The following is a 25,956-nucleotide window of genomic DNA, read 5'->3' as shown; positions in this document are numbered from 1 at the left end:
GCTCATTGTGGCGCGCTGAACCAACCTGCTGCGTCAGGAGTGGTACACGCCGTTCCTGGGCCGAGCCTGGGCGCCGCCGCCATCCGCCACCCCGGCGAACCACCGCGACTGGCAGCATGGCGCACACCTTGCCGAAGAGGCCTTCGCACCGTGCGCGGTGCTCCGAAGGCGGCGCGGATGGTGCCGTCCTCGCAACGCGAAGAGGCCGCGCCTCCCAAGGGAGCGCGGCCCGGTCGATGCAAGGCGGATGGCGCGGGATCATGGATCCCGCCCGGACGACCCGTCTTAACGGAAGAGCTGCAGGACGTTCTGCGCCGACGCGTTGGCGATGGAGAGGGACTCCACGGAAAGCTGCTGCTGGGTCTGCAGCGCGCGCAGCTTGGTGGACTCTTCTTCCATGTTGGCATCGATCAGTGAGCCGACGGCGCGCGAATTGGCATCCATCAGCGCGTCGACGAAGGTGAGCTGGCTGTCGGCGCGGGCAAGGTTCACACCCACGGTGTTCTGGGCCGAGATCACGTCCATCAACACCGCGTCGACGCCCTGGATGAAGCCTTCCAGGATGGCGAGATCGGCCGCCGAGTCGGTGAGATCACCCACCGGGGACGCGAGCGTCGTCGGGTCGGCGTCGTTGGTGTCGTAGGTCATCAGAGCGAGGATGCCGTCACGCGTCTCGCCGCCCTCGATGGTCACCTGGGCAATGCCCTCGGCGGTGCGATCCTTGTCCAGCAGACCATCGTGGCCGTCGACGGCGCTGTCGGCGTCGACCAGGATGATGCTGGTGATGTCGAGGTCGATGGTCGACAGGGCGATGCCGGAGGCCGAACGCTCGAACGAGGCGACGACGGCCTTCATGGCGTTGAAGGCGGCATCGTCGGTGTCGACGGAGAGGAAATTCTGCTCGTTGATGACCGAGGCGCCGGCCTTGTTCACCATGTCGGTGATGAGGCCGTTGATTTCGACCTGGACGTTCATGCGGTTCACACCCGGCTGACGGGCGGAGACCAGAAGCTCTTTGATCTTCTGCAGCGACTCGCGGGTCGTCTCCAGACCATTATACACCACGTCGAGCGTGGACTTGCCGATGGCCAGGGCGTCCTGCACGGTGCCGAGGGCGCCATTGTCGGAGGCGGTTGTCGTCGCGATCGCCCAGTAAGCGGCCGAATCAGACGCCTGAGCGATCCGCAGACCCGTCGACACGCGGTTGTTCGTCGTGTTCAGGTCGGAGTTGATGCTGTTGAGGGTCTGAAGCGCGACCATCGCCGCGGTGTTGGTGAGAAGGCTCGTCATCGTCTTTCCTATGGGGCTCGAGAAAGACATGCCGACGGTCGGCTGGGGCAGGGCGGCTTCATGCCTTTGGTGATCGCGGCGCGCCGAAGCTGCGGCGCGGCCGTCCAACCTGCTGCGGCTTGATTTCTAATATCGCGTGCTGGGCCGAACCTTGGCGTGCAACCCTGCGCACCATCTGGACGGGCCGGCACCGGCGCCCGCCTGTGCCGGATAAGCAGAAAGGCCGCGTCCCGGTGAGGACGCGGCCTTTCGTTCGGTGGAAGCTTGGGTCGCTCCGGTGAAGGCTTATCGGAAGAGGGCCAGCACGTTCTGCGCCGCGGCGTTGGCGATGGCGAGGGATTCCACGGAGAGCTGCTGCTGGGTCTGGAGTGCCCGCAGCTTGGTGGACTCTTCTTCCATATTGGCATCGATCAGCGCGCCCACCGCGCGGGTGTTGGCATCCATCAGCGCATCGACGAAGATCTCCTGGCTCTCCGCACGGGCGAGATTGACGCCGATCGTGTTCTGGGCCGAGATGACTTCCGTCAGCGCGTCGTCCACCGCCTGGATCATGTTCTCCAACAGGCCGAGATCATCGGCCGAGTCGGTGATCGCGCTGAGCGCACCACCGGCGATGTCGATGATCGAGCCAACCCACTGCTGCGGCCCGGCCGCACCCACCGTGCGCGACTGGTCGAGGATGCCGGCATTGGCGCCGGTGTCGACCAGGATGACGCTGGCGATGTCGAGCTCGATGTGGGAGATCGCGATACCGGCGGACGAACGCTCGAACGAGGCGACGACGGCCTTGATCGTGTTGCCGGTGGAGTCGGCCTCCAGGAAGTTCTGCTCGTTGATGACCGACGCGCCGGCCTTGTTCTGCATGTCGGTGATCAGACCGTCGAGCTCGGTCTGGACATTGGCGCGGTTGACGCCTGGCTGGCGGGCCGAAACCAGCAGCTCTTTCATCTTCTGGAGCGACTCGCGGGTCGTCTCCAGGCCGTTATAGGCGACGTCCAGCGTGGATTTGCCGATGGCGAGCGCGTCGCGAACCGCGCCCAGCGCGCCATTGTCGGAATCGGTGGTCGTCGCGATGGCCCAGTACGCCGCCGAGTCGGACGCCTTGTTGATCCGCAAGCCCGTCGACACGCGATTGTTGGTCGTGTTGAGGGACTGGTTGATCTGGTTGAGGGTCTGCAACGCGACCATGGCCGCGTGGTTTGTCAGAAGGCTCGTCATCGTCTTTCCCAATCAAGAATGTCGAAAAGACATGCCGGCGACGGCGGGGCAGGGCGGCCTCATGCCTCTGGCCAGGGCCTGGACGAACGCCCAGGCGGGGGTTCGCCCGGCCAACCTGCTTGCACTTAACGGTATTCTGCTTGGCTTGCGTGGAGCTTGGAACGCCAGAAGGCGAGCGTCGACCGTCTGGCGCGACACTCGCACAGCTGTGTGATCCGAGGCTGGCACGTAAGACGATGTGCCGGAATTTTGGCGGATGTAAAACCCGGCGCGGGGTCGGCCGCGCCGGGCGCGCCGACTACTCGAACAGGCGCAAGATCGTCGCCAGGTTGGTGTTGGCGATGGACAGGGCCTCGATCGCGAGCTGCTGTCGCACCACGAGCGCGTCCTTCTGGGCGGCCTCCTCCTCGAGGTTGGCGTCGACCAGCGTCGACAGCGCCTGCTGACGGGCCGCCGTCATCGTGTCGAGCAGCGAGGCCTGGGACTGGACGCGGCTGATCGCGGAGCCGACCAGGGTTTCGGCGCTGGCGATTTCGGTCAGCGCGGCGTCCACCATCGAGATGAAGTCGTCGATGATCTGAATGTCACCGGCCGCGTCGGTCAACGCCGAGACGTCGAGGGTCAGGACGGTTGAGGTGGTGGCGTTGACGGTGCGTGACTCGTCGAGGATCCCCTCGTCGGCATTGGCGTTGACGAGGGCGACGCCACGCACGTCGAAATCGAAGTCGGAGACGCTGGTGCCGCTGCCGCCGCGCACCACGTCGATGGTGAAGGTCTTCACCGGGTTGTAGCTGCCGGACGCGCTTTGGCTCAGGATCTCCACGTTGCCGACCTTGGCGCCCGTGGCGGCGGATTGAAGGGCATATTGCAGCCCGTCGATTTGGGTTTGGATGGACGCGCGATCCGCCCCGCCGGCGCGGGCGAGAACGAGCTGGTCTCTGAGGTCGCCAAGCGCGGTCGCCGCGGTGCTGAGGCCGGTCGCCGCCGCGCCGAAGGTCGCCTCCACGACGGCGAGCTGGTCCGACATCGTCCCGGCCAGCGAGATGTCGCCTTCCAGCGAGCGGGCGATGGCCCAGATCGCGGCGCCGTCCTTGGCGGTCGAGATGCGGCGGCCCGAGGCGATCCGCTCGGCGCTGGCGGCAAGCTCCCGGTTGATGGAGTTGACTTCACGCAGCGCGGAAAGGGCTGCACTGCTGGAATAGATGGTTGTCATAACCTTGAATCCCTACTTCGACCTAGTCCCTGAATGGTCCGTCCAGGCTCGTCAGAGCCCCTTGCCGCCGCCTACCGGAATTCGGCGAGCGTCTCCGTCAACGCGTCCCTGCCATCGGCGAGGCTCCTGAGGGCCTCGGCGTAGCGGGCGCGATGCGCGATGAGGGTGCGGATTTCGTCCAGCGCGCCGGGCGGCACTTCTACGGCGGTTCCGCACAACCGCGTGCCGCGCCGGGCGAGGGGCGTCAGGTCGCGGCTGGAGGCGGTGGCGCCGTTGTCGTTGGACGCGCACAGGGCCTGGAACGGGCTGGGAGGATGAGTGCGTCTCATCGCAGGTGGTCCTCTACTCAATACACAGGAGGTTCACCGACGCGGCGGACGCGGCGGCAAGGGGACGCTCCGAACCTGGAGCGGACCGGCATGCATCTTCATGATGCACGTGAGGGAGCTAGCGGCAGGTCCGGTGGTGGTGGACCGCCTCCCCAGACATAACGCGCGAACCCTCATTCGAGCCTGCCTGCAGAATGAAATTCGGCCCGATCCGCCTTGCTTTCAGCTTTTGTGAAGCATGGCGGGTGCCGCCGTTCCCGGCCGCGTTCCGGACCGACCGGAGCGTCAGGCGGCGACCCGAGCACAGTCATGCGCCGGCCGATGAGTGGTCCTGGCGGTCGCATGGTTCCGGCCGGTGCGTAGTCCCGGCCGGTTCACGACAGCGGGGGCGCTCCGCCGGACACGTGGCGCCGTCACACGTTGTAGGAGTGGCGGTGCGGGTGGTCCGCAGCGCCGGTGCCTGGCTCTCCCTCGCGCTCTCCCTCGCCGGGCGCCGCGGCCGCCTCCACGGCCACCGCGGGTTCTTCACGCGGTGCGACTGCCTCCACCTCGGCCAAGAACGCGCTGACGAAGGCGGATATGGCCCGCTTCGCGGCGACCAGCGCGGCGCCTGCGGGCGGATCCCCCGTAGACCCCGCACCGGCATAGGCACCGGAGTCGGCATGGGCATGGTTATCGCCGGGGGCGGTGTCGCAGCCCGGCAAATCCGCCGCCTCGAAGTGCGCATCGACGATGGTCCGCTGGCGGGGCGCATCATCTTCTGCCGCACCCCGCGCCGGGGCCTCCTCGAGGAACGGCATCGTGCCATAGCCGCTCATGTTGACGGTGCGATAGGTTTCCGCGGCGTTCCCTGCCCGGCGGATGTCGCGCGGTGCGGCGGGCAGGGTTGCCGTATGGTCCTCGGTCTCGGGCATCACTTCGATCTCCGGCGTGGTCTCGGCGGCATGCGCAGCGCCTGCGGTGGGCGTAGCGGTGGCGACCGTCTGCGGTCAGGCGACGTCAAAGGGGGCGTGACAGCCTCACGGCCTGCGATCGCTGTCGCGGCATGCGAAACGTTGCTCCGCAGCCCGGCCTGGGGCGGGGCGTCGACCATGGCGGCCACGCCGGGCGCGTCAGAAGGCTGGTCCGCGGCGCCCGCCGCGCTCGGGATCACCCGTGACGGCATCACCCGCGACGGAGGCGGCCGGAACGCCGGCGTGGATCGCGGTGATCGCCACCACCGTGTCGGAGGCGCGCCGCGCCGCGGCCTCGACCTTGGCCGCCACCGTGGCGATCGCCCTGTCCGTGATCTCGCGCACCCCGTCATAGGTCTCCGGTCCGACCGGCTCCACGCCGTCGATCTCGACCGCCGCGAGCGCCATGTCGCTCCCGGTCGCCACGGTGCCGATGCGCACCTGCGTCAAATCATGGGAGAGAATGCCGTCGGCTTGCAGGTCGGCGATCTGACGGGAGACGGCCTCTTCCCTCGCCGTCTTCTGCGCGGGTTCGGCGGTCGCATACGCATCGAGCACCACCTTCAAAGCCGACAGCTTGGCGAGCGTGCCCTCCGCGTCCGATGCGTCGCCATACGGCCGCATGGCCGTCACGGCGCTGCGCAGCAGACGTCCCATCCTCGTGCGAGATCCGGCCCGCCGTCCGGCCGAATACGGCGTGGAGCGGTTCGCAGACGTCCAAGGCCCGTGCGTGGGAGAGTGGAAGGAAGAGGACGCAACACTCGTCATACACCCGCTCCAAACTTGGCGAACCACCCTGATGGATGGGCGGTCCCGCGTGCGCCGGAAATGTCTGGCGCATCCTATGAACCAAGAACGGAGCAACCGGAGATTGGTGCCCACCCGAAGGAGCGAAACTGGGGCGTCGCGGGGGATACCAGCTTCACTCAACCGCGCCGGAACGGGCAACGTGCCCCGCGGTGCGCCGAAACGAAAAAAGGGCCGCCCGAAGGCGGCCCTTTCCCGAGGTGGAGGCGCGAGCCTTAGCGGAAGAGGCCCAGGATCGACGCGCTCTGCGTGTTCGCAATCGACAGCGCCTCAACGGCGAGCTGCTGCTGCGTCTGCAGGGCGCGAAGCTTCGTGGACTCTTCCTCCATGTTCGCATCCACAAGCTCACCGACAGCCGCGGTGCGGGCGTCGATGATCGTGTTGAGGTAATTCTCGGCCGACTCCATCGCGGTCACGGCAGAGCCAGCGGTCTGCGCACCGTCGGTGGCAGCAGCGATGGCAGTGTCAATGGCCGCGATCCAGGCGTCGAGGTTACCCACGGTCGCATCGGTGATGGCACTCACCGTCGTGCCGTCCAGCCCGGTGATCAGGTTACCCGCCGTCCCATCGAGGATGCCGTTGTTGTTACCGCCGGAGTCGACCAGGACGAAATCGTCCGTCGCGACCGTGATCGTACCGGCGGTCACCGTCGCACCGTGGTTCAGCGACGTGACGTAGGTCAGGTCGTTGTTGCCGGTGGGATCGTCGGTGAACAGGGTGACACCATCCATGGGCTGCGTGGCAGCCAGAGACTCGAGCCGAAGGACAACGGCATCAACTTCCTTCTGGATCGCAGCGCGGTCGGCGCCGGTCTGGCGGGCCGAAGTCACGAGGGACTGCAGCTCCTCCAGATCATCGACGACGGCGGTCATCATAGCCGACACGGTGCCCATGAGGGCTTTGCCGGTCGCCAGGGAGTCCCGCAGCGCCTTGTCCGAAGAGTTGTGCGACTCAAGCTTCGTTGCGACCGCCCAGAGGCTCGGGTTGTCGGACGCCTTGTTGACGGCCTTGCCCGAAGCAATACGCTCGTTGGTGGTTTCGAGCGCACTGTTGACGTTCTGGAGGTTGCGCAGAGCAGAGATCGCGGCAACGTTGGTGTTGATGCTGGTCATTGTTTCGTCCTCTACGAAATACAAGGTGAGTCGAAACATGCCTTACAAGGCTCGCAGGGTGGACGTCATGTCTTTGGCGGGGGATCATCATGTTGCCCGCCAACCTGCGCACCACAGGGTTTTAAGTCAGGTGACTTGCTCCTGGCTGGGATAAATTAGCGCTTGTCTTCAGTCTATCTGTGTTGCCTGTTGCAGCCCACGCCCTGACGCCGACACCCCGCCGCCGAGCCCCGCCGCCGACGTCTCGCAGCCGCTCCAAAGCTGGGCAGCAGGGTCCATGCAAAGGCGCACCCTCACGACCTATGTGAGCCAGCAACGACCGCCGGCGAGCCGTATGGACGGCCCGCCGCGTCCCACTACGCAAGGAGCTCGCATGTCACGATTTGAAGGCAAGACCGTGGTCGTCACCGGGGCCGGGTCCGGTATCGGAGCCGCCACAGCCATCCGCTTCGCCAGCGAGGGGGCGAACGTCGTCCTCGCCGGGCGCACCCGCTCCAAGCTGGAGGAAACCGCCGCGGCGATCGGCAACGACCGCACCCTCGTCGTTGCCGCCGACGTCGCCCAGTGGGACGAGGCGCAGGCGCTCGCCGCCGCCGCGCTGGAGCGGTTCGGCGCGGTCGACGTCCTCGTCAACAATGCCGGGACCGCCGATATGGGCCTCGTCGACGAGATCGAGATCGACGCCTGGCACAAGGTCATCGAAACCAACGTGGACGGCGTCTTCCTCGTCACCCGCGCCTTCTGGGACGCGCTGAAACAGTCCAAGGGCAACGTCGTGAACCTGTCGTCCGTCTCCGGCATCGGCGGCGACTGGGAGATGTTCGCCTACAACGCCTCGAAAGGCGCCGTCTCCAACATGACGCGGGCGCTGGCACTCGACATCCGCAAGACCGGCGTGCGCGTCAACGCCGTCGCCCCGTCGCTGACGGCGACCGACATGGCGTCCGGCGTACTCGGCAAAGAGGAGACGAAGGCCAAGTTCTTCGAGCGCATCCCCATGGGCCGCGCGGCCGAACCGGCGGAGATCGCGGCCGCCATCGCCTTCCTCGCGTCGGACGATGCGGGGTTCGTCAACGGCGTGGTGCTGCCGGTGGACGGCGGCGTCTCCGCCTCCAACGGCCAGCCGCCGCTGCGCTGACGGGTACGGGCCGGGGCGGGACCACCGCACCCGGCCCGGCCTCAATAGAACGAGCGGACCAGCGAGCCGACGATGAGGTTCCATCCGTCGATCAACACGAAGAACAGAACCTTGAAGGGCAGCGCGATCACCGTCGGCGGCATCATCATCATGCCCATGGACATGATGAGCGTCGCCACGATGAGGTCGATCACCAGGAACGGGAGCAGCACCAGGAAGCCGATCTCGAACCCACGCCGCAGCTCGGAGATCATGAAGGCCGGCACCAGGGTGCGCATCTCCGTCACCTGCTCGGACGACGGGGCGATCCCGGCGAGGTCGGCGAACAGCTCCAGGTCGCGCGGGCGCACATGCTGCAGCATGAACTCGCGGAACGGGTCGGTGATGCGGGTGTAGGCTTCCTCTTCGGAAATCTCGTTCTGCGTCAGCGGGCGGACCCCGTCCTCCCACGCCTTATCGAACACCGGCCCCATGACGTAGAATGTCATGAAGAGGCTGAGCGAAATCACCACGATGTTGGCCGGCGTCGTCTGCAGGCCGAGGCCGGTGCGCAGGAAGGACAGCGCCACGATCATCCGCGTGAAGCACGTCACCATGATGAGGAGCCCCGGCGCCAGCGACAGCACCGTGATGAGCGCCACGAACTGGATGATGCGCCCTGACGCCGAGCCCGTGCCCGCGGGCAGAAGCTGCGACAGGTCGAGCTCTTGCGCCACGGCGGTTCCGGCGACGAACAGGAACGGCGCGGCGGCCAGTGCGCAGGCGCCCGCACGGCGAATCGCGGGGGGAATTGCGGGGCGGATGCCCCCATCGCCCAAGAAACGGAAAGTCATTTTCCGGACCAATCTCTTACTGGAGGACCATCGTTTCGATGAGCAGCTCGTTCACGGTGCCGGACGAGGCCACGCGCACCCGCTCGTTGAGGTCGTCGCGAAGGTGGTTGAAGGCCGATGCGCCGACGAGTTCGCCCATCGACACCGTGCGCAGGAAGGCGATGATGTCGGTCGACAAGGTCGCCTTCATCCGCTCCACGTCCTCGACGGCCTCGGTGTTGAACACCATCGCCGTTTCGAGGCGGATGCGTGCGCCGGAAGGGGCGGCGAGGTTGGTGACCATCGGCTGAAGCCGGGTCACCGCGGTGGCCGGATCCCACGCCAGCGCCGTCTTTTCCACGGGCGCCTCGTTGGCGCGCTTGGTGGCGATGGTGGCGATCGTCTCCGCCTGCATCATCCCCAAGCCCGCCCCCGCGGCGCCGCCCATCAGGGTGACGACGATGGCGGCGATGATCGTCCCCATCGCGCCGCCCTTCTTCTTGCCGTCGTCGTCTTTCGCCAGTTCATCTGCCGTGACGTCGTCTTCCATCAGAACGGTACCACCCTGTCGTAGATCTGCTGGCCCCAGTTGGGGGATTGGATCTCGCTCATGCGGCCGCGTCCGCCGTAGGAGATGCGGGCCTCGGCGATACGCCCATATTCGACGTTGTTGAGGCGGTCGACGTCGAGCGGGTTGACGATGCCGGCGACGGTGAGGACGCGGACCTCGTCGTTGACGCGGATTTCCTGGCTGCCGGTGATGAAGAGGTTGCCGTTGGGCAGCACCTCCTTGACCACCGCCGCCACGCGCAGCGAGAGCTTTTCGGAACGGTCGATCGCGCCCGTTCCCTTGTAGTTGGATGTCGAGCCGACGCCGCCGGAGAGCTCCGACTCGGCCGATCCTTCCGGCCCGTCGAAACCGCGCCCGCGGGCGAAGATGTTGAAGTCGAGGTTGGCGTCCGACTTCTTCTTGCGCTCCGACTCGTTGTCGAACTGGGCGCGGTCGTCGAGCTGGATCACCACGGTGAGCGTGTCGCCGACGTTGCCGGCGCGCACGTCCGTCAAAAGCTCGCGCGTGGCACGGCCATAGAGGGACGACGGGTCGCCGTCGGCCGCCACCTCGATCACCGTCGACATCGGTTGGCGCTCGGTGACGAGGCCGGAACCGACCGGCGACAGCGGCGGCTCGACGAGGAGCTGGGTGTTGGAGCAGCCCGCCACCAGGATCGCGGTCGAACCGATCAGAAGTGCGAGCCTCACGATGGCATATCCTTGATGTCGTCGCGCGACAGGCCGGCCATGATGGCGGCGATGCGTGCGGCCTTCTTCGTCTCCATCTCGTTGAGGATGGAGCTCGCGGTCCGCGGCGCGACCTTGGCGATCAGCGCCGCGGCCTGAAGCTCGGGCATCGCGGCGAGCTGGGCGGACGCCGCGTCGGGCCGCATGCCGGAATAGATCGCCACGAGATTGTCCTCGGCGAGCTTCAGGAACTTCTCGCGCCGGCTCAGCCAGTCCTCGTATTCCTGGCGCTTGGTTTCGAGCGCGGCGAGGCTGTCGTTCACCTTCGTCTCGGCCTCCTGGAGGCGGGCGAGCTTGCGGGCGAAACGGGCGTCGCCGGCCTCGTCGGCGAGGTTGGTGCAGTAGGCGGCGGCGCTGGCGTTGGGTTCCTGCGCCCACACCGCCGTCACCGGCAGCGCGTGGCAGGAGAGGATGGCCGCCGCGAACAGGGCCGCACCGGCTTTTCGGGTCAGTCGTTCGGTCATTGGACAATCAGCTCCGCTTGCAGGGCGCCCGCAGTCTTGATGGTCTGCAGGATCGAGATGATGTCGGTCGGCTTCAGGCCGATCCGGTTGAGACCATGGACCAGCGTCTGCAGGTCGGTCCCGTCGACCATGGCGATCTTGCCGCCGGCCTCTTCGGCCGAAACGAAGGTGTTCGGCTCCACCGCCGTCTCGCCGAGCGAGAAGGGGTCGGGCTGGATGACCGTGGGGCTCTCGGTCACGCGCAGGGTGAGGTTGCCGTGGGCGAGCGCCACCTGCGACACGCGCACATTGGCGCCGATGACCACCGTGCCCGTCGCCTGGTCGATGACGACGCGGGCCGGGGCGTCGGTCTCCACCTCGAGCTGGCCGATCTCGGCCAGGAAGCGCGCCGCGCCGACGCTGGCGGGCTTGTTCATCACCACGGTGCGCAGGTCGCGCTCGGCGGCGATGCGGCTGCCCCAGCGGCGCTCGGCATAGGCGTTGACCACGTCGGCGATCTTGGCCGCGGTGCGGTAGTCGGGGTTGTTCAGCTCCAGCACCAGCTTGTCGACGCCTTGCAGCGAGCCCGGAACCTTGCGCTCCACCAGGGCACCGTTGGGGACGCGCCCGGCGGTGGCGATGCCTTGCGTCAGCTCGGCCGCCTGGCCCTGCACGTTGACGCCCGACACCTGCACCTGGCCCTGCGCCACCGCGTAGACCTGCCCGTCGCCGCCGGTGAGCGGGGTGACGACCAGAGTGCCGCCGCGCAGCGACGTGGCATCGCCGATGGAGGACACCGAGACGTCGATCTTCGAGCCGACGCCGACGAAGGGCGGCAAGGTCGCCGTCACCGTGACGGCGGCGACGTTCTGGGCGCGCAGCGGCACGCCGCGCACGGCAACGCCCATGCGGTCGAGCATCGACTTCAACGCCTGCTCCGTGAAGGGGGCGTTGCGCAGCGTGTCGCCCGTCCCCTGCAGGCCGATGACGAGGCCGTAGCCGATGAGCTGGTTGTCGCGCACGCCCTGGACGGTGGTGATGTCCTTGACGCGCGATGCGGTCTGCGCCTGGGGCGCCGCCGCGCTCAGGACGAGCGCCAGCGCCGCCGCACCGGCGGTGAGGAGGCGGCCGAGCGTGGTTCGCGGGAATGAGGCATGGATCATGGCGCGCTCACCTCGATGGAGCCGTCCATGCCGACGATGCCGGACACCAGACGGTTGGAATCGAGGTTGCGGGCCTGGACGATATCGCCCACGCCGCCGTCCGCCTGCGGCAGCACGGTGGTGGTGATCGTCAGGTTGCCCATGCGAAAGCGCGCTTCGGTGGGCTTGCCGCGGAACACCACCTTGGCCGCCTGGAAGGCGTTGAGGGGGATCGGCTTGCCGGGGTGCAGCGTGCGCCGCGCCTGCCGGCCGATCGCCGCCGAGGGATCGGTCATGACCGACAAGGGCCGGTCCGGATCGTAGTAGAAATGCTTCTCGGTGAGCATGTCGGCCGAGACGACGTCGCCGCGGTTGATGGTGACCGCCGGGACGGGCAGGAGCCCGCCCGATGTGTCGACCGCGTGGCCGGCGACGGCGGACAGGACGAGCGCCAGCGCGGCGCCGCCGATGGGGGTGAGCGACCGCGCCGACGGCATTAGCGGATGCCCTTGGCGGTGGTCGAGGCCATCTCGTCGGCCGCCTGGATCACCTTGGAGTTCATCTCATAGGCGCGCTGGGCGGATATGAGTTCAGTGATCTCCTTCACCGGGTCCACGTTGGAGGCTTCCAGATAGCCCTGGTGGATCGTGCCGAAGCCCGGATCACCGGCCACACCGCCGACCGGCTGACCGGACGAGGGCGACTCGCGGAACAGGTTGTCGCCGATCGCCTCGAGGCCGGCGTCGTTCGGGAAGGTCGACAGGGTCAACTGGCCCAGAAGCTGCGGATCCACCTGGTTGGGAAGCTGCGCATAGATCTCGCCAGACTGGTTGACGATGATGTGCAGCGTATCGGCCGGGACGGCGAAACCGGGGTCGACCTGGTAGCCGTCGAGGGTGATGATCTCGCCGTTCGGGCCGAGGTTGAAGCCGCCGGCGCGGGTGTAGAGCGTCTCGCCGTCGGGCCCGGTGATGTTGAAATAACCGCGCCCGTTGATGGCGAGGTCGAGCGGATTGGACGTCGTCTGCAGCGAGCCCTGCTCGTGCAGATTGCGCACCGCGACGGTGCGCACGCCGAGGCCGATGCGCGTGCCTTCGGGAACCGGCAGCTCGCCGCCGCGGTTGGGCACGCCCGCCGCGCGGTTCGTTTGGTAGAGAAGGTCGGCGAACTCGGCACGCGAGCGCTTGAAGCCTGTCGTGTTGATGTTCGCCACGTTGTTGGCGATCACCTCGAGGTTCGTCTGCTGTGCGCTCATGCCGGTCGCGGCGATGGCGAGAGCCTTCATGGCGGCGCTCCTTTGAAACGTGTGGCGAAAAGGGTGTGAGCCGCCGGCAGGTCCGGCGACGAAACGGGCGATCGGGCGATCGGCGATGGAGCCTGGACGATCGAACCGGGACGATCGAATTGGGAACGATCGAACCGGGAGGATCGAACGGAGGCGATCGGGAAAGGGACGCGCGGGAGGCGATCCGGCCGCCGGGCTAGATCTGCATCCGCGCGATTTCCTGGTAGGCGGCGACGACACGGTCACGCACGGCGACGGCCGCCCTCAGGTGTTCTTCGGCGGTGATCAGCGACTGGACGACGTCCTGCACGCTGGATGTGCCTTGAACGCCCGAGATCGCGGCGGCTTCACCGGCGCGCAGCGCGTCGCGGGCGTTGCCGGCGACCTTGGCGAACATGGCTTCGAAGCTGTCGCCGATGGTGGCCGCGTCCGCAGCCGCCGCCGGGTCGATGGGGCGGACGCCGAACTCGGCACCGCCGACGGGGGAGACGTTCATCATGATCCGCTCCTCAGGAGGTCAATGGTTTGGGCAATCATCGAGCGGGCACGCTTCATCATCTGGAGGTTGGCCTCGTAGGAGAGGTTGGCCTCGCGCATGTCCGCCATTTCGGTCAGCAGATTGACGTTCGGGCGCTTGACGTTGCCCGCGGCGTCGGCGGCCGCGTGGCCGGGATCGTGGTCGACGATGAAGGGCGCATCGTCGAGCGCGGTGCGTTTCACCTTCACCGACAGGGCGCCGATGTCGCGGTCCAACTCGGCGCCGAAGATGATCGTCTTGCGCTGATAGGGGTCCGAGCCCGGCGTCGCGCCCGTGGACTGGGCGTTGGCGATGTTCTCCGACACGATGCGCAGCCGGTAGGACTGCGCCTCGAGGCCGGCGCCCGACAGGCGGGACACCATGGCCAGCGGATCGGCCCCGGTCATCGGAAGCTCACCGAGGTGAGGAGCATGCGATGGAAGGTGCCCATCACCTGCAGCGACAGCTGGTGGTCGCGGGCGGTCTCGTCCGCTTTCATCAACTGCTCGTCGAGCGACACGTTGTTGTCGGAGTGCTTCATGTCCCAGCCGCTCGACTGGTCGATGTCTCCGGCGCGGATCTGCGACGTCGTCAGGGACAGATGGTCGGGCCGTGTGGCGACCATCTGCAGTTGCGTCTTGTCGCCGTTGAGGGCGAAGGCCTCGATATCGCGGGCGCGGTATCCGGGCGTGTTGGCATTCGCGATGTTGCCGGCGATGGCAGCTTGCCGGGTGGCGGCCCACGCGGCTTTGCGCCCGGCGAGCTCCATCACGTGAAGCGGGCCGAGGCCCGCAGACGTTTGGGGAATAGCTCCAACGGTCATGGCTGGATTGGCGCTCCGTTCGTCTTGAACGGTGGCAATCTAGGGATAGCTGCTTGTGCGGGGCTGTGAGGGCGCTAGCAGCTATGCCGAGAGCGTCGCGGCGGGTGCTGTTGGAAGGCGGCAACGAAACAGCCACCGAATCCGGCAGCCGAACTCTCTTCGTGTCGATGGAGGATGACGAATAACGTCACCAAAGCGGCCGCGTTGGATCCGTTGAGACGCACCGCGGTGTAGTCGAGCCGGGTCGGCGGCCGATCGAGTGAACGGCGCGTAGGAGAGGACGCAGAGATGCGCCGCGGGGATCCGGACGAGGACCGAGCGCGGCGCGGCATTCACGCGGCGGGGTTCTCATTCGTCAGCCTGTAGGCGACGACACCGCCTCATGCCGCGATAGGACATAGAGGCCGAGGTCGGGCGCGTGCCATCAGAACGCCGGCCGCTGGCGCGCCGCCGCAGCGTCGTCCTTCGCGTAGATGAAGTAGAGGACCTGCGCGACCGCACGGTAGAAGTCTTCCGGAATGAAGCGGTCGACCTCCACCGCATAATAGAGCGCGCGGGCGAGCGGCGGGTTCTCCACCACAGGCACGTCCGCACCCTCGGCGAGGGAGCGGATCTTCAGCGCCACCGCGTCGACCCCCTTGGCCACCACCTTGGGCGCTCCGCCGACGGAACGGTGATAGGCGAGCGCCACGGCATAGTGGGTCGGGTTGGCGATCACCACCGTTGCCTGCGGCACCGACGTCAGCATGCGCCGGCGCGAGCGGTCCTTCTGCATCGAGCGCATGCGCGCTTTCAGGATCGGATCGCCTTCGGACTGCTTGATCTCGTCTTTCACCTCGCGCCGCGTCATGCGCAGGTCCTTGCGCCACTTCAGCCGCGTCCACGTGAGGTCCGCCGCGACGAGAATGATCGTCGCCGCGCAGATGGTCGACACCAGGCGGATGGCAATGGTCAGGATCTGGTTGGGCAGCAAGGTCGGGTCGACGAAGACGGCGCGGATGGTGGTGGGCACCTCGTTGCGCAGGAGCAGCACCGCGATGGTGCCGATCACGGCGAACTTGAACAGCGAGCGGAGAAATTCCACGACACCCTGGCTCCCGAAGATGCGTTTCATGCCGGCTTTCGGCGAGATGCGCTCCAGCTTGGGCCGGATGCGCTCGCCGACGAGGCGCGGAGACGATTGGGCAAATCCGGCCGCCAGACCGAAACCGGCCAGAAGCAGCACGATCGGAATGACGAAGATTGCGGCGGTCTTGTAGACATGCAGCAACAGGGCGGTGACGTCGGCGCCCTCGGCGAGGTCGAAGGTCGCGGCATTGTCCATCAGGCGCGACAGGGCGGCCGACAGATCGCGCGTCTGCTCCGGTGCCAGGACGCCAAGGACGGTGAGGATGCCGAGGAGGGAGGCGAACGCCGGCGCCTCCTTGGAAAACGGCGTCTGGCCCTTCTTGAGCGAGTCCTCGATCTTTTTCGGGGTCGCTTCTTCTGTCTTTTCGGAACTGTCGGGTTGATCCGCCATTCCTCGAGCTCCCGGACGGGGGCGTGGGAACCGCCCTCATGACGGGCCCAGGCACCGGACGACACAGCGCGGCGCGGCCGGTGCGGCGCGCCCCGCAAGGGGGGGTGAGTGGAGGGGACAGGGACGACGCGCGCTCCCGCGCTCCAGTACCGCGCTCCCGCATGGCGGCCGGAACGAGGGATCGCGCGCGGTCGCTCCATCTCCGGCGCCGCCCGGCTGGACCGGCCCGACGCTCGCGGCGGCACGCACGAGGCACCCGACGCACGCCGCGGGACGCACGATGCGCCCCGATATTCCCGGCGGGACGCACAAGGCGCCCCGCTGGGCCGCGCCGGCGTTATTGCAACAGACCGCCGTCGTCGTCGCCGGTCGACAGGTCGATCTCGCCGCGCTGTCCCATGGCGAGCGCCAGATCGGTGATCTTGCGCCGCGCCTCGTTGACCTCGCGTGCCGGGGCCGCCTCGCCGGAGGCCAGCTCCTGCTCCACCATGCGCCTCGTACGGGCGGCCAGGCAGGACAGCACCTGCGTGCGGAAGCCCTGCTCGGTGCCCTTGAGCGCCATGACGAGATCGGAGTTGTCGATCGCGTCGAACAGGGTCGTGAGCGCCTTCGGGGCCAGCTTGACGATGTCGTCGAAGGTGAAGAGCAGCGAGCGCAGAATCTCCGCCGACTTCGGATGCGTGTTGGCGAGGCCGTCGAGGACGCCTTCCATCTGCTCCCGGTCCATCTTGTTGATGATGTCGGCCATCCTGGCATGGCTGTCTCCGCCGCCCGACAGCGACAGGTTCACCATGAAGTCCTCGTAGAGCGCCTTCTCGACCAGCTTCAGCGACTCCTCCACCACGGCCTTCGTCGACAGCATGCGCCGGGCGACACCGTCGCGAAGCTCCTTGGGGAACTCGCTCATGACCTTCGCCGCGGTGGGCGGGGCCAGCTTGGTCAAAATGAGCGCCGCTGTCTGCGGATGCTCGTTGAGGAGGTAGGGGACGAGCGAGCCTTCGGAGAGCCCGCTCATCTTGTCCCAGATGGACTGATTAACGCGCCCTTCCATCTCGGAAATGATGTCGGCGATCTGCTCGGGCGGCAGGATGCCTTCCAGCATCTTCTGCACCATGGCCGAATCGCCGACAACGTTGGTGCCGATGCCGAACTGGGTGAGGAACTCTTCGACGAGCTCCTCGATCTGGTGCACCGGAACGGGCCGAAGCTCGGCCATGGCGTGGGTGACCGTCCTCAATTCCGGCGGTTCGAGGTGTTTCATCACCTCGCCCGCGGCCGTCTGGCCCATGGTCATGAGGATGGTGGCCACCTTCTCGACATTGCTGAGCGGCCGCGTCGGCAATTTCGGCGGCGCTGTGGTGGCGACGGCGGCGGCGGGCATGGATTATCCCTCGCCGCCGGCGGGGCCGACGATCTCGGTGAGCGACACGCCGAAGCGTGAGGAATCATCGTCGACCACGACCACCTCGCCGCGGGCGATCACGCGCCCGTTGACGACGATGTCGACCGGCTCGCCGACGCGGTGGTCGAGTGCGACCACCTGGCCGCGGCCGAGCTTCATGAGGTTGGAGACCGGCATGGTGGCCGAGCCGAGGACCACCTGCATGTTCACCGGGATGCGGAGGATCGTGTCGATGGAGGCTTCGTTTCCGCTGCCTTGCGCCGTGTTCGTCATGGTGGGCTTGCTCTCGCCGTCAGACATCATTGTCCTCGTTCAGAAAAGTCATGGCGTCCGCGGGCTCATAGAAGCCCTCTCAACCGGCCGCCTTCGGTCCATCTCGTCGGTGTCGGGCGGCGCGCGGGGCGCCGCGGGTCAGGCGCTGCGCTGGGCCGCGCTCGCAAGCTCCGACCAGGTGACATTGCGTCCGTTCATGGCCGCCATCACCGCGTCGAACTCGGGGCTGGTCTCTGCCGCGTTGCCGTCGTCGAGGTCGTCGGTACCGGCCGCGCCGATTTGCTCGGCCATCCCGACGTCGGTGTTGACGGGGGCGGCCCCCGCCGGCTTGACGAGCATGCGGATCGCCTCGCTGTTTGAAGGCCCGGCCGCTGCGGGGCCGGCCGTCGCCGCGCCGGGCCAGGGCGCCGCCGCGCTGGAGAGCGCCGCCTCGCCGTGGTCCGCCGCATCGCTGGTTGCGGGGGCGGTACCTATGTCCGCGGCCGGGATGGCCGAGGCGGCGGTGCGCAGGCCGTCATCCGGTGTGCGCAGCGCCGCGGATTGCGGCAGGACCGGGCCGATGACGGCGCCCGCGGGATCTTCGGCGAACGTCTGTCCGGGGACGGCGCCAGCCGCCGCAGCCACAGTGGCCGGGGCTTGGGCGTGGGCCTGGGCAGGGGCCTCGCCCTGTGCCGGGGCGTGAAGGTGGGCCGGAGCCGGCAGCGCGACACGCGATGTGGTCGCTGCCAGAGCGGCCCGCGCCTCGACCCCCGCGAGGGCTGCCTGAAGCGGACGGGGCGCCCGCGGCCCCTCCGGCCGCGCGTCGTGCGCGGCCGCAGCCTTCTTGCGCGCCTCGGCAATGCGGGCGCGGGCGGCATCGCGAATGCGGATCGCGGCCGGGATCGTGCGCGGCTGCTCTGCCGCCACGTCGGCCCCGTCGTCGATCACCTCGATCCCCGCAGGATGCACATGGGCGGGGCTCGGCCCGGCCGGCGCACCGTGTCCGGGCTGGGGAGCGGTCGGCGGACCTGCCACCGGCACCGTTGCCGTCGCCGTCGTCGCCGCCGTCGCAGCCGAACCGGCGTCCTGGCGGGACACCACCGCGGGCTCGGGGCGGGCCACCGGCGGGCGGCTCAGTTCGAACTCGGCGATCTCGACATAGGCGCCGCGGGTGCGGGTGGTGGCCTCCTCGATCTCGTTCATCATCACCCGCGCCTCGTTGAGGCGACCGGCGAGGGTCAGCGCCATCTTACCGCCGTCGTCCGAAAGGCGGGTCATCGCCTCCCGCGCCCGGTCCAGCGCTTCGGACGAGCGGGCGAACTCCTTCGCCGCCGCGTTCTGCAACGCATCGAACCGCTGCAACCGGCGGTACATCAACAGCACCGCACCGGATGTTCCGGCGAGAGCGGCAAGCAGAATGAAATCAACTATTGAGGAGATCACCGATAAACTCCTGTTCCGGGTCGAACACATCATCGACGCGCAGTTTGTAGAGGCCGTCCGCCTGTCCGAGCTGACACCAGAACAGCGCCTGGTTGTTGGCCTCCAGCTTGATCGGCGACTTCGGCGTCGCGGAGAGCTGGATGAGATCGCCGCGCTTCAGTTGGGTGATCTCGCCGAGCGTGATCGGCTTCTCGTCGAGGATCGCGCGCAACTTCACGTCGGCGCGGGTGACGCCCTGCTGCATCTGGCGCGACCAGTCCGGATCGCGCGCGCCGCCGACATCGGTCGCCGATGCGTTGGAGAGTGCGCGGCGAACCATCTGCAGGCCCGCATAGGGCAGGATGATGAACATCTCGCCGCCGCGATTGATCGCCTGGACCAGGAACTTGGCCGCAGCCGCCTGCGCCGTGCGCCGGCCGATCACCGCGAAATGCATGCGGGTCTCCATCCGCTCCACCCGGAAGGTCGCCTTGGTGACCATCGAGAAGGATTGGGTGAGCACGTCGCACACGATCTCGGCGAGCCGCGAGCAGATCTTCATTTCGATGTTGGAGAAGGTGCGCCCGTCCTCCTCCGGCATCTCGTGGCCATCGGCCCCGAACATCACCTCCACGATGGTGAAGATGAAGTCGCGGTCGAAGCCCAGCACGACCTCCGTGTCCCACTCGGGCACTTCGAGGATCGCGGTGACGGCATTGGCCTCGTAAGGCTCCAGCATTTCGCCGATGCGGCCCTGCTCGATGTCGAGCACCGAGAAGTAGCAGGGCGAGGCGGCGACCGCGCGCATCTGTTCGGCGCAGGCGTTGGCGACCCGGTCGAAGATGACCGGCAGCATCGGGAGCTTGTCGATCTGGATGCCGGCCGCGTCGAGCAACCGGTCCGAGACCTCTGTGGAAACATTGGTCATCGTTGCCCTCACGCCGCCTTATCGGAAGCTCTGCGGTTCTGATCGTCGTTGGACGCACCACCGCCCAGGGCCTCGGCCTCCACCTCGTCGATGGTCGGGCGGGACGAGTTGTCGATGGTCTTGCGCCCGTGCTCCAGGGCGATCTGAGGCATCGCGCCGTTGATGTAGGCGAGCAGCGCCTGCTTGGTGATGAGATAAGGCTTCATCTGCATCTCCGAGACGGTTTTGATCTTCGAGCTCATCGGCGCGAAGAACGCGTAGGAGGAGAGAATCCCGAGGAAGGTGCCGACGAGTGCCGCCGCGATGAGGCCGCCCAGGATTTCCGGCGACTGGTCGATCGCGCCCATCGCCTTCACGATGCCCAGAACGGCGGCGACGATGCCGATGGCCGGCAGTGCGTCGGCGATTTCGCTCAGCGCCAGGGCGGGCTTCAGCTTGCCTTTGCGGATGGTGGCGATTTCCTGATCCATCAAGGCTTCGATCTCGAAGCCGCGGGCATTGCCGATGAGGATCAGACGCACGTAGTCGCAGATGAAGTTGAGAAGAAGTTTGTCCTTCATGATGCTCGGAAACTTCTTGAACAGTTCCGAGTCTTCCGGATTGTCGACGTGGGTTTCCACCTCGTTGCGCGGTTTGGCCTTGAGGTCGCGCATGAGCGCGAAGAGGCAGCCGAGCAGTTCCAGCAGTTCTTTGCGCTTGGGAGATTTTCCTGACGCCGACTGCATGATCGCCGTGCCGGTCTTTTTCATCGTCGCCACCGGGTTGGCGATGATGAAGATACCCGCCGCAAGGCCGAAGATGATGAGCACTTCGAACGGCTGCCACAGCACGCCGACCTTTCCGCCCATCGCCATATAGCCGCCCAGCATCGAGCCGATGCCGACGACGAGACCGATAATGACTGACAAGAGTTCATCTCCCGTGGTTGCACGCTCAAGGCGTATGCCTGTTATCTGGCGCGGGGCTGGGACGAGGATGGTGCCGCCGAAACCCCAGAGATTCCGAAGCCTTCGTGCAGAAGATGCGATGGTCGGAATGCCGGGAAAGGATAGGTCCGCGGCCATGGGGTGAGGCTTGCGCGCGCATCCGACGAGGGCGGCCGCCGCAGGGGCACGGACCGAGGCAGAGTCAGGGGGACGGGGCAGGGACTGGCGCTGAAAACGGGGAGGGCGGCCGGAGGCGGTCGGCCTGCGCAACGATGGTTTGGGCGACGACGGCCAGCGCGACGAGGGCCGGAGCGAAGGCCGAGGAGGTCGGGCCGGGTGACCGTCACCCGTGGCGGACAAGGCGCGCGTGGGATCCGGTCACCCGCGGCACCGCCTCGGCGGCACCGCGTTCAGCGTGGGCGCGGGAGCCGCGCGGGACGGCTCAGGCGAGGGCGAGGCGCGGCTGGCGCGTGCGGCCCAGGATGAACAGCATGATCGACATGTTGACGAGGTTGAAGGCGATACCGTTGGCGAAGGCCATGGTGTAGCTGCCGGTCAGGTCGCGGATATAGCCGGACATCCAGCCGCCGAGCGCCATGCCGACGATGGTCGCCATCAGCACGAGGCCGATGGACGATCCCGCCTCGCGCGGCGGGAAATATTCGCGAATGATCATCGCATAGGACGGCACGATCCCGCCTTGGGCGAGGCCGAAGATCAGGCTGACGACGAAGAGCCCCGTCACCGCCCCGTCGAACGGGAGATAAAGGGCCAACGCGAAACACTGTAGCGCGGCGCCGATGAGCTGGGTCTTCACCCCTCCCAGCTTGTCGGCCACGAAGCCGAAGCCGATGCGCGAGACGACGCCGCCCAACAGCATGACGGAGAGGATCTGCGCCCCGACGATCGGCGCACAGCCGATGTCGATGGCGAGCGCCACCATGTGGACCTGCGGCATCGCCATCGCCACGCAGCAGCTGATACCGGCCAGCGCCAGAAGGAGGCGCATGGTGCCGAGCGAGAGGCCGATGGAACTGCGCCGGGCGAGCGATGCGGCCTCGGCATGGGCCATCGCCGCCGCCGGGACGCGGGCGCGCAGGGCAAGCGACAACGGCACCAGCGCCGCGACGACGATCACCGCGAGCGCCAGGTAGACGGTGCGCCAGCCGTGCGATTCCAGAATGCCGCTGAGGACCAGCGGCCAGACCGCGCCTGCCGCGTAGTTTCCGCTCGCCACCAGCGCGACGGCGATGCCGCGCCGCTTCCAGAACCAGTGCGAGATGTCGGCCATCAGCGGGCCGAAACACGCGCCGGTTCCAAGCCCGATGACGACGTGGAAGAGATTGACCATGGCGAACCCGCCGGCGATGCCCGTCGCCGCGTAGGCCGCGCCCATCAGCCCCGTCGCGATCCACAGCGCGGCGGCGATGCCGACGCGGTCCACAACCCGGCCGACCACGACGTTGCCGACGGCAAATCCGGCCATGGTCGCCATGTAGGGGAGCGACGCGCCGGCCCGGTCGACGCCGAACTCGGCCTGAAGCGCCGGCATCACCACCACCACGCACCACAGGCCGACATTGCCGACCATGGCGACCATCAAGGTCGCGGTCAGGCGGAGCCAGGCGGCGCGGCTGTCGAGGATGCCCTCCGTCTGCGGCGGGCGCATCATGGGAGGAGGGTGAGCGGGGCAAGCCCCGCGGGGCATCGCGGCGAGGTCATGATGTCGTGGGTTCACTTCAGCAGTCGGCGGCTAGGCCGCGGCGAGGTCGGCGGCGCCGATCCTGCCGTCCCGTACGCCCGGCGGCGGGGCAGGCACAAGGCCGAGCGTCTTCAAATCGGCATGACCGCGCTGGTCGGGCCGTCGATCAGCGCGGCGGGGACGCTTATTCGGCCGCGATCGTCCACGCGGTGCGGGTGTCGACCAGCGCCTCGGTCCGCGGGCGCACGGCGAGAAGGGCGAGGCGGTCGGCATCGGTGCCGGCGGCGCTGATCTCGTCCGTCCACACATGGAAGCGCGTCAGCTCGTAGGCGCCGAAGGAGGTGATCATCGCGACATCCGCCGCGTCGCGCCCGCGCACCATCAGGATACGACCGATCCGCGGCGTGTTGTAGCGCGCGTCGAACGTGTACCAGCGGCCGCCGAGATAGACTTCGAACCAGGCGCAGAAGTCGCCCGGGCCGCTGTAGGGTACGCCGATGTCTCCGAGATAGCCGCTGGCATAGCGCGCCGGGATGTTCATGGCGCGGCAGAGGGCCACCGAGAGTTGGGCGAAGTCGCGGCAGACGCCGGTCTGCTCGGTCAAGGCGTCGAGCGCGGTCTTGGTGGGGCGGCCGAAGTTGTAGCCGAAGGTCAGGTGATTGTGCACCCACCCGACGATCGCCTGAACCCGCGCCCAGCCCGGCGCGGTGTGGCCAAATAGCGCCCACGCGCGCGCCACCAGCTCGTCCACCTCGCAGTAGCGGCTGGCCGTGAGGAAGCGCAGCGTGTCGGCCGGCAGGTCGGCGATTTCGTGCTGCGCCGCGGTCCAGTCGACCGGGTCCGGCGCGCCGCTGTCCTCGGCGATGAAGTCCGACCAGAGGGTCAGGTCGCCGGCCGGCGCGGTGAGGCGGGTCCGCTGGTTGCCGAACTCGTCGATGAAGTCTTCGGTATGGACGTGAGGTGCGGTGTGGATCCGCGGATCGCCCAGGATGCGGTTCGGATAGGCCGAATGCGGGCTGAGCGCCAGGAGAAGCGGTGTTTCGTTCTTTGACCGAATCGAGATTTCAAACCCGGCGCGGATAAACATCGCTCGCAGATCCTTCAACCTTCGCATGACCAACAACGTCGCGTCCGCGCGCGTAGTATGACGCATCCGCCGGACGTTCCGCGGCCCGAGCGCGCCCTCGCCGGACGCGCGATCGGCCGCAAGATCAGCGGATGACGGGGCGCCCCAGCAGCGAAACACTTCAGAGCGCTCTGTAGACCCGGCCTCATTCGGACATAAAAGCTGCCATGTCCATGCTCAACTTGCGCTTTAGGCGATGTTTCACCGCATTGGAGACATTCCGCCCGACCACCTCAGGCGCTCAAGGCGCAAGAGGCGACCGAACACCGGCCGACGCTCAAGAGGAACCGGGATCTGGATCATCGGTCGAACCGCGTCGTCTTCGTTCTGGACTTAACGCATGGCGCAAGCATCCGGTTCGCACTGCCTAAAATCAAAGCGTGGCGCGGGCGTGGGCGGGAACGACTTGCCGTGCGGGTCGGGAAACCTGTGATGAAAGGCGCCCATCAGCCGCCGCTGCGCAGGAGCGTCGTCAGCAGACCTTCGAGGGCGGACCGCTCGGGCCCCGAGAGACAGGCGATGAGGTCCCGATCCGTCGCGACCTGCACCGGCATGGTCCGGTCGGCAAGCGCACGGCCCTCGGCGGTCAGCGACACGGTGACGCCGCGCCCGTCATGGGCGGCGGCGGTGCGGCTGACGAGGCCACGTTCGGCCAGCCGCCGCAGCAGGTTGGAGAGGCCGCCGGAGGTGAACAGCATCGTCTGGCTGAGCTCGGTCGGTGACATGGGTAGGTCCGAGCCGCGGGCGCGCAGCGTCGCCAGCACCGCATATTCGGTATATTTCAGGCCGAAGGGGGCGAGGGCGGCATTGTAGCGCCGCGTGATGCGGTCCTGCAGGGCGATGATGCGACCCAGGATCGCCTTGCCCTGGGTGTCGAGCTCCGGCTTCTCGGCGTTCCACCAGCGGATACCGCTGGCGACGACGTCATCGTCCGCAAGCCGGGGCGTCGGCTGCGTCAGTGGCGCGTCCGGCTCGTCAGATCGCTGTGCCATCCGCTCTCGCTGTGCCGTTCCTTCTCGTGCCATGCGCGCTCGCCGTGCCCTCTCGCATCTCGTTCAGTGCCGCATCATTCTTTCGCGTCGCGCTCTCTGGCGCAACAATGAGCATAAACCTTTCTTGAAAGGTATATGCTCATTGGCTAGGCTCACACTGTTGCGTCATCGTCATCCGCCACGCCCGCCAGCCGAGAGGTTCCTCATGGCCCCCCGTCACCCGGCCACCCGTCACCCGGCCCACCAGAGCCGGGCCCGCCGCATCCCGGCCCGCCAGCCCCACCGGGCTTTGCTCGCCACCGTCTCGGCCCTGTCGCTGATGATGGTCGCCGCCGCCCCGTCCGCCAGCGCCGAGGAGCTCGTCGTGGCGACCTTCGGCGGCTCCTTCCTCACCGAGTCCGAGACCTGCCACTTCGCCCCCTTCACCGAGGCGACCGGCGCCGAGGTCGACGCGGTCGTCGGCAACACGACCCAGCACGCCGCCTCCATCCGCGCCATGATGGGATCCAGCGAATACGACATCGTCTATCTCGACGATTCGGCCGCCCAGCAGCTCAAGAACGAGGGCCTGCTCTCCGTCATCGACAAGGACGCGCTGACCGCCGCCGCCGACATCGACCCCCGCGCTTTCGACGCGGACGGCGCCTACGTCGTCTTCATGACCGGCGCTACGGCGATCGCCTACAATACCGACCTCGTCGATACGCCGCCGACCTCCTGGGCCGACCTCTTCGACGAGAAATGGTCCGGCCAGATCGCCATCGGCGACGTCACCGGCACCTCCGGCTGGCAGTTCCTCCTCGCCGTCAACAAGATGAACGGCGGCACGCTGGACGACGTCACGCCGGGCATCGAGGCGATCAAGCCTCTCGCCCAGGACAGCGTTACCCTCTACACCCAGGCCGACCAACTCATCGCCCTCTTCGAGCGCGGCGAGATCGCCATGGCGCCGTGGTATCCGGACCGCGCCGGATCCGCCGCCGACCAGGGCCTCCCCATCGCCATCGCCTATCCGAGCGAGGGTGCCGTCGGCATCCGCCCGACCCTCGTCATCCCCAAAGGTGCGCCGCACCCGGAGCTGGCGCTGAAGTACATCGACACCGTTCTGTCGAAGTCCGGCCAGGAGTGCTTTGCCGAGAAGAAATATGCCGGCCCGGTGAACCTCACCGTCGAACTCTCCGACAAGGCGGCCGCCATCGTTCCCTACGGCCCGACGCTGCAGGACCTGTGGTTCCTCAACCCCGAGGAGACGGCCGCGAACCTGCCCACCTGGATCGACCGCTGGCAGCGTGAGGTCACCCGCTAA

The 25,956-nt window shown here is 67.5% G+C and carries 28 protein-coding genes; 2 read left to right on the top strand and 26 right to left on the bottom strand.

The window, feature by feature from the left end:
- Positions 1–285 precede the first annotated feature (285 nt).
- The 7 genes from BIX52_RS14190 to BIX52_RS14160 form a co-directional block, all read right to left on the bottom strand.
- Complete coding sequence (locus BIX52_RS14190; RefSeq protein ID WP_075221736.1) at positions 286–1,290, bottom strand: flagellin N-terminal helical domain-containing protein; 1,005 nt, start codon at positions 1,288–1,290, stop codon at positions 286–288.
- Between the two features lie 285 nt (positions 1,291–1,575).
- Complete coding sequence (locus BIX52_RS14185; protein WP_075221735.1) at positions 1,576–2,508, bottom strand: flagellin N-terminal helical domain-containing protein; 933 nt, start codon at positions 2,506–2,508, stop codon at positions 1,576–1,578.
- Positions 2,509–2,806: 298 nt separating this feature from the next.
- On the bottom strand, positions 2,807–3,721 hold the full coding sequence (locus BIX52_RS14180) for a flagellin N-terminal helical domain-containing protein (RefSeq protein ID WP_075221734.1): 915 nt from the start codon (positions 3,719–3,721) through the stop codon (positions 2,807–2,809).
- A 71-nt stretch (positions 3,722–3,792) separates the two neighbouring features.
- Positions 3,793–4,050: a hypothetical protein gene (locus tag BIX52_RS14175; RefSeq protein ID WP_075221733.1), complete on the bottom strand. Its 258-nt coding sequence runs from the start codon at positions 4,048–4,050 to the stop codon at positions 3,793–3,795.
- A 413-nt stretch (positions 4,051–4,463) separates the two neighbouring features.
- Positions 4,464–4,964, bottom strand: a complete 501-nt coding sequence (locus BIX52_RS14170) for a hypothetical protein (protein WP_075221732.1) — start codon at positions 4,962–4,964, stop codon at positions 4,464–4,466.
- Positions 4,965–5,162: 198 nt separating this feature from the next.
- A complete protein-coding gene (locus tag BIX52_RS14165) occupies positions 5,163–5,660 on the bottom strand; it encodes a hypothetical protein (RefSeq protein WP_075221731.1) in 498 nt (165 codons plus the stop codon).
- A gap of 365 nt (positions 5,661–6,025) precedes the next feature.
- The gene (locus BIX52_RS14160) at positions 6,026–6,922 is read right to left on the bottom strand and encodes a flagellin N-terminal helical domain-containing protein (protein ID WP_075221730.1); all 897 of its coding nucleotides are present in this window, start codon (positions 6,920–6,922) and stop codon (positions 6,026–6,028) included.
- Positions 6,923–7,295: 373 nt separating this feature from the next.
- On the opposite strand from BIX52_RS14160, the gene budC reads away from it, so the two are divergent.
- Positions 7,296–8,060 carry a meso-2,3-butanediol dehydrogenase gene (budC, locus tag BIX52_RS14155; RefSeq protein WP_075221729.1) on the top strand — a complete coding sequence of 255 codons (765 nt, stop codon included), beginning with the start codon at positions 7,296–7,298 and terminating at the stop codon, positions 8,058–8,060.
- A gap of 41 nt (positions 8,061–8,101) precedes the next feature.
- Here the strand turns inward: budC and fliP are convergent, their stop codons facing one another.
- From fliP to BIX52_RS14060, 19 genes are all read right to left on the bottom strand, one after another.
- Positions 8,102–8,893, bottom strand: a complete 792-nt coding sequence (fliP, locus tag BIX52_RS14150; protein WP_083660273.1) for a flagellar type III secretion system pore protein FliP — start codon at positions 8,891–8,893, stop codon at positions 8,102–8,104.
- A 16-nt stretch (positions 8,894–8,909) separates the two neighbouring features.
- Positions 8,910–9,422 (bottom strand): flagellar basal body-associated FliL family protein, encoded by a 513-nt coding sequence (locus BIX52_RS14145; protein WP_075221728.1) that lies wholly within the window; start codon positions 9,420–9,422, stop codon positions 8,910–8,912.
- Positions 9,422–10,132: a flagellar basal body L-ring protein FlgH gene (locus BIX52_RS14140; protein WP_075221727.1), complete on the bottom strand. Its 711-nt coding sequence runs from the start codon at positions 10,130–10,132 to the stop codon at positions 9,422–9,424. The genes BIX52_RS14145 and BIX52_RS14140 overlap by 1 nt, the downstream gene beginning before the upstream one ends.
- Positions 10,129–10,635 (bottom strand): MotE family protein, encoded by a 507-nt coding sequence (locus BIX52_RS14135; RefSeq protein WP_075221726.1) that lies wholly within the window; start codon positions 10,633–10,635, stop codon positions 10,129–10,131. Before BIX52_RS14135 ends, BIX52_RS14140 begins: the two co-directional genes overlap by 4 nt.
- On the bottom strand, positions 10,632–11,777 hold the full coding sequence (flgI, locus tag BIX52_RS14130) for a flagellar basal body P-ring protein FlgI (protein ID WP_075221725.1): 1,146 nt from the start codon (positions 11,775–11,777) through the stop codon (positions 10,632–10,634). The genes BIX52_RS14135 and flgI overlap by 4 nt, the downstream gene beginning before the upstream one ends.
- On the bottom strand, positions 11,774–12,253 hold the full coding sequence (gene flgA, locus BIX52_RS14125; RefSeq protein WP_075221724.1) for a flagellar basal body P-ring formation chaperone FlgA: 480 nt from the start codon (positions 12,251–12,253) through the stop codon (positions 11,774–11,776). The genes flgI and flgA overlap by 4 nt, the downstream gene beginning before the upstream one ends.
- Positions 12,253–13,041 (bottom strand): flagellar basal-body rod protein FlgG, encoded by a 789-nt coding sequence (gene flgG / locus BIX52_RS14120; RefSeq protein WP_075221723.1) that lies wholly within the window; start codon positions 13,039–13,041, stop codon positions 12,253–12,255. Before flgG ends, flgA begins: the two co-directional genes overlap by 1 nt.
- A gap of 196 nt (positions 13,042–13,237) precedes the next feature.
- Entirely contained in the window at positions 13,238–13,540 is a 303-nt protein-coding gene (fliE, locus tag BIX52_RS14115) for a flagellar hook-basal body complex protein FliE (RefSeq protein ID WP_075221722.1), read from the bottom strand.
- Entirely contained in the window at positions 13,537–13,965 is a 429-nt protein-coding gene (flgC, locus tag BIX52_RS14110; protein ID WP_075221721.1) for a flagellar basal body rod protein FlgC, read from the bottom strand. The genes fliE and flgC overlap by 4 nt, the downstream gene beginning before the upstream one ends.
- On the bottom strand, positions 13,962–14,381 hold the full coding sequence (locus BIX52_RS14105; RefSeq protein WP_075221720.1) for a flagellar basal body protein: 420 nt from the start codon (positions 14,379–14,381) through the stop codon (positions 13,962–13,964). Before BIX52_RS14105 ends, flgC begins: the two co-directional genes overlap by 4 nt.
- Before the next feature lie 424 nt (positions 14,382–14,805).
- Entirely contained in the window at positions 14,806–15,900 is a 1,095-nt protein-coding gene (flhB, locus tag BIX52_RS14100; RefSeq protein ID WP_075221719.1) for a flagellar biosynthesis protein FlhB, read from the bottom strand.
- A 337-nt stretch (positions 15,901–16,237) separates the two neighbouring features.
- Positions 16,238–17,281 (bottom strand): flagellar motor switch protein FliG, encoded by a 1,044-nt coding sequence (locus tag BIX52_RS14095; protein WP_075221718.1) that lies wholly within the window; start codon positions 17,279–17,281, stop codon positions 16,238–16,240.
- A 3-nt stretch (positions 17,282–17,284) separates the two neighbouring features.
- Positions 17,285–17,575 (bottom strand): flagellar motor switch protein FliN, encoded by a 291-nt coding sequence (gene fliN, locus BIX52_RS14090; RefSeq protein WP_245803206.1) that lies wholly within the window; start codon positions 17,573–17,575, stop codon positions 17,285–17,287.
- A gap of 138 nt (positions 17,576–17,713) precedes the next feature.
- Positions 17,714–18,997, bottom strand: a complete 1,284-nt coding sequence (locus BIX52_RS23285) for a hypothetical protein (RefSeq protein WP_157956265.1) — start codon at positions 18,995–18,997, stop codon at positions 17,714–17,716.
- The gene (locus BIX52_RS14080; RefSeq protein WP_075221716.1) at positions 18,978–19,904 is read right to left on the bottom strand and encodes a flagellar motor switch protein FliM; all 927 of its coding nucleotides are present in this window, start codon (positions 19,902–19,904) and stop codon (positions 18,978–18,980) included. Before BIX52_RS14080 ends, BIX52_RS23285 begins: the two co-directional genes overlap by 20 nt.
- Positions 19,905–19,912: 8 nt before the next feature.
- A complete protein-coding gene (gene motA, locus BIX52_RS14075; RefSeq protein WP_075221715.1) occupies positions 19,913–20,812 on the bottom strand; it encodes a flagellar motor stator protein MotA in 900 nt (299 codons plus the stop codon).
- 460 nt (positions 20,813–21,272) lie between these two features.
- Entirely contained in the window at positions 21,273–22,502 is a 1,230-nt protein-coding gene (locus tag BIX52_RS14070; protein WP_211098184.1) for an MFS transporter, read from the bottom strand.
- A gap of 214 nt (positions 22,503–22,716) precedes the next feature.
- On the bottom strand, positions 22,717–23,619 hold the full coding sequence (locus tag BIX52_RS14065; protein WP_075221714.1) for a transglutaminase-like domain-containing protein: 903 nt from the start codon (positions 23,617–23,619) through the stop codon (positions 22,717–22,719).
- A gap of 485 nt (positions 23,620–24,104) precedes the next feature.
- Complete coding sequence (locus BIX52_RS14060; protein ID WP_157956264.1) at positions 24,105–24,650, bottom strand: MarR family winged helix-turn-helix transcriptional regulator; 546 nt, start codon at positions 24,648–24,650, stop codon at positions 24,105–24,107.
- Between the two features lie 205 nt (positions 24,651–24,855).
- Here BIX52_RS14060 and BIX52_RS14055 point away from each other — a divergent pair, with 205 nt between their 5' ends.
- Positions 24,856–25,956: an ABC transporter substrate-binding protein gene (locus tag BIX52_RS14055; protein ID WP_245803203.1), complete on the top strand. Its 1,101-nt coding sequence runs from the start codon at positions 24,856–24,858 to the stop codon at positions 25,954–25,956.

The organism is Acuticoccus yangtzensis (assembly GCF_001927245.1).
GTDB lineage: Bacteria > Pseudomonadota > Alphaproteobacteria > Rhizobiales > Amorphaceae > Acuticoccus > Acuticoccus yangtzensis.
Note: the sequence above shows the minus strand (reverse complement) of the source record. Positions and strands in the feature narration are given on the sequence as shown.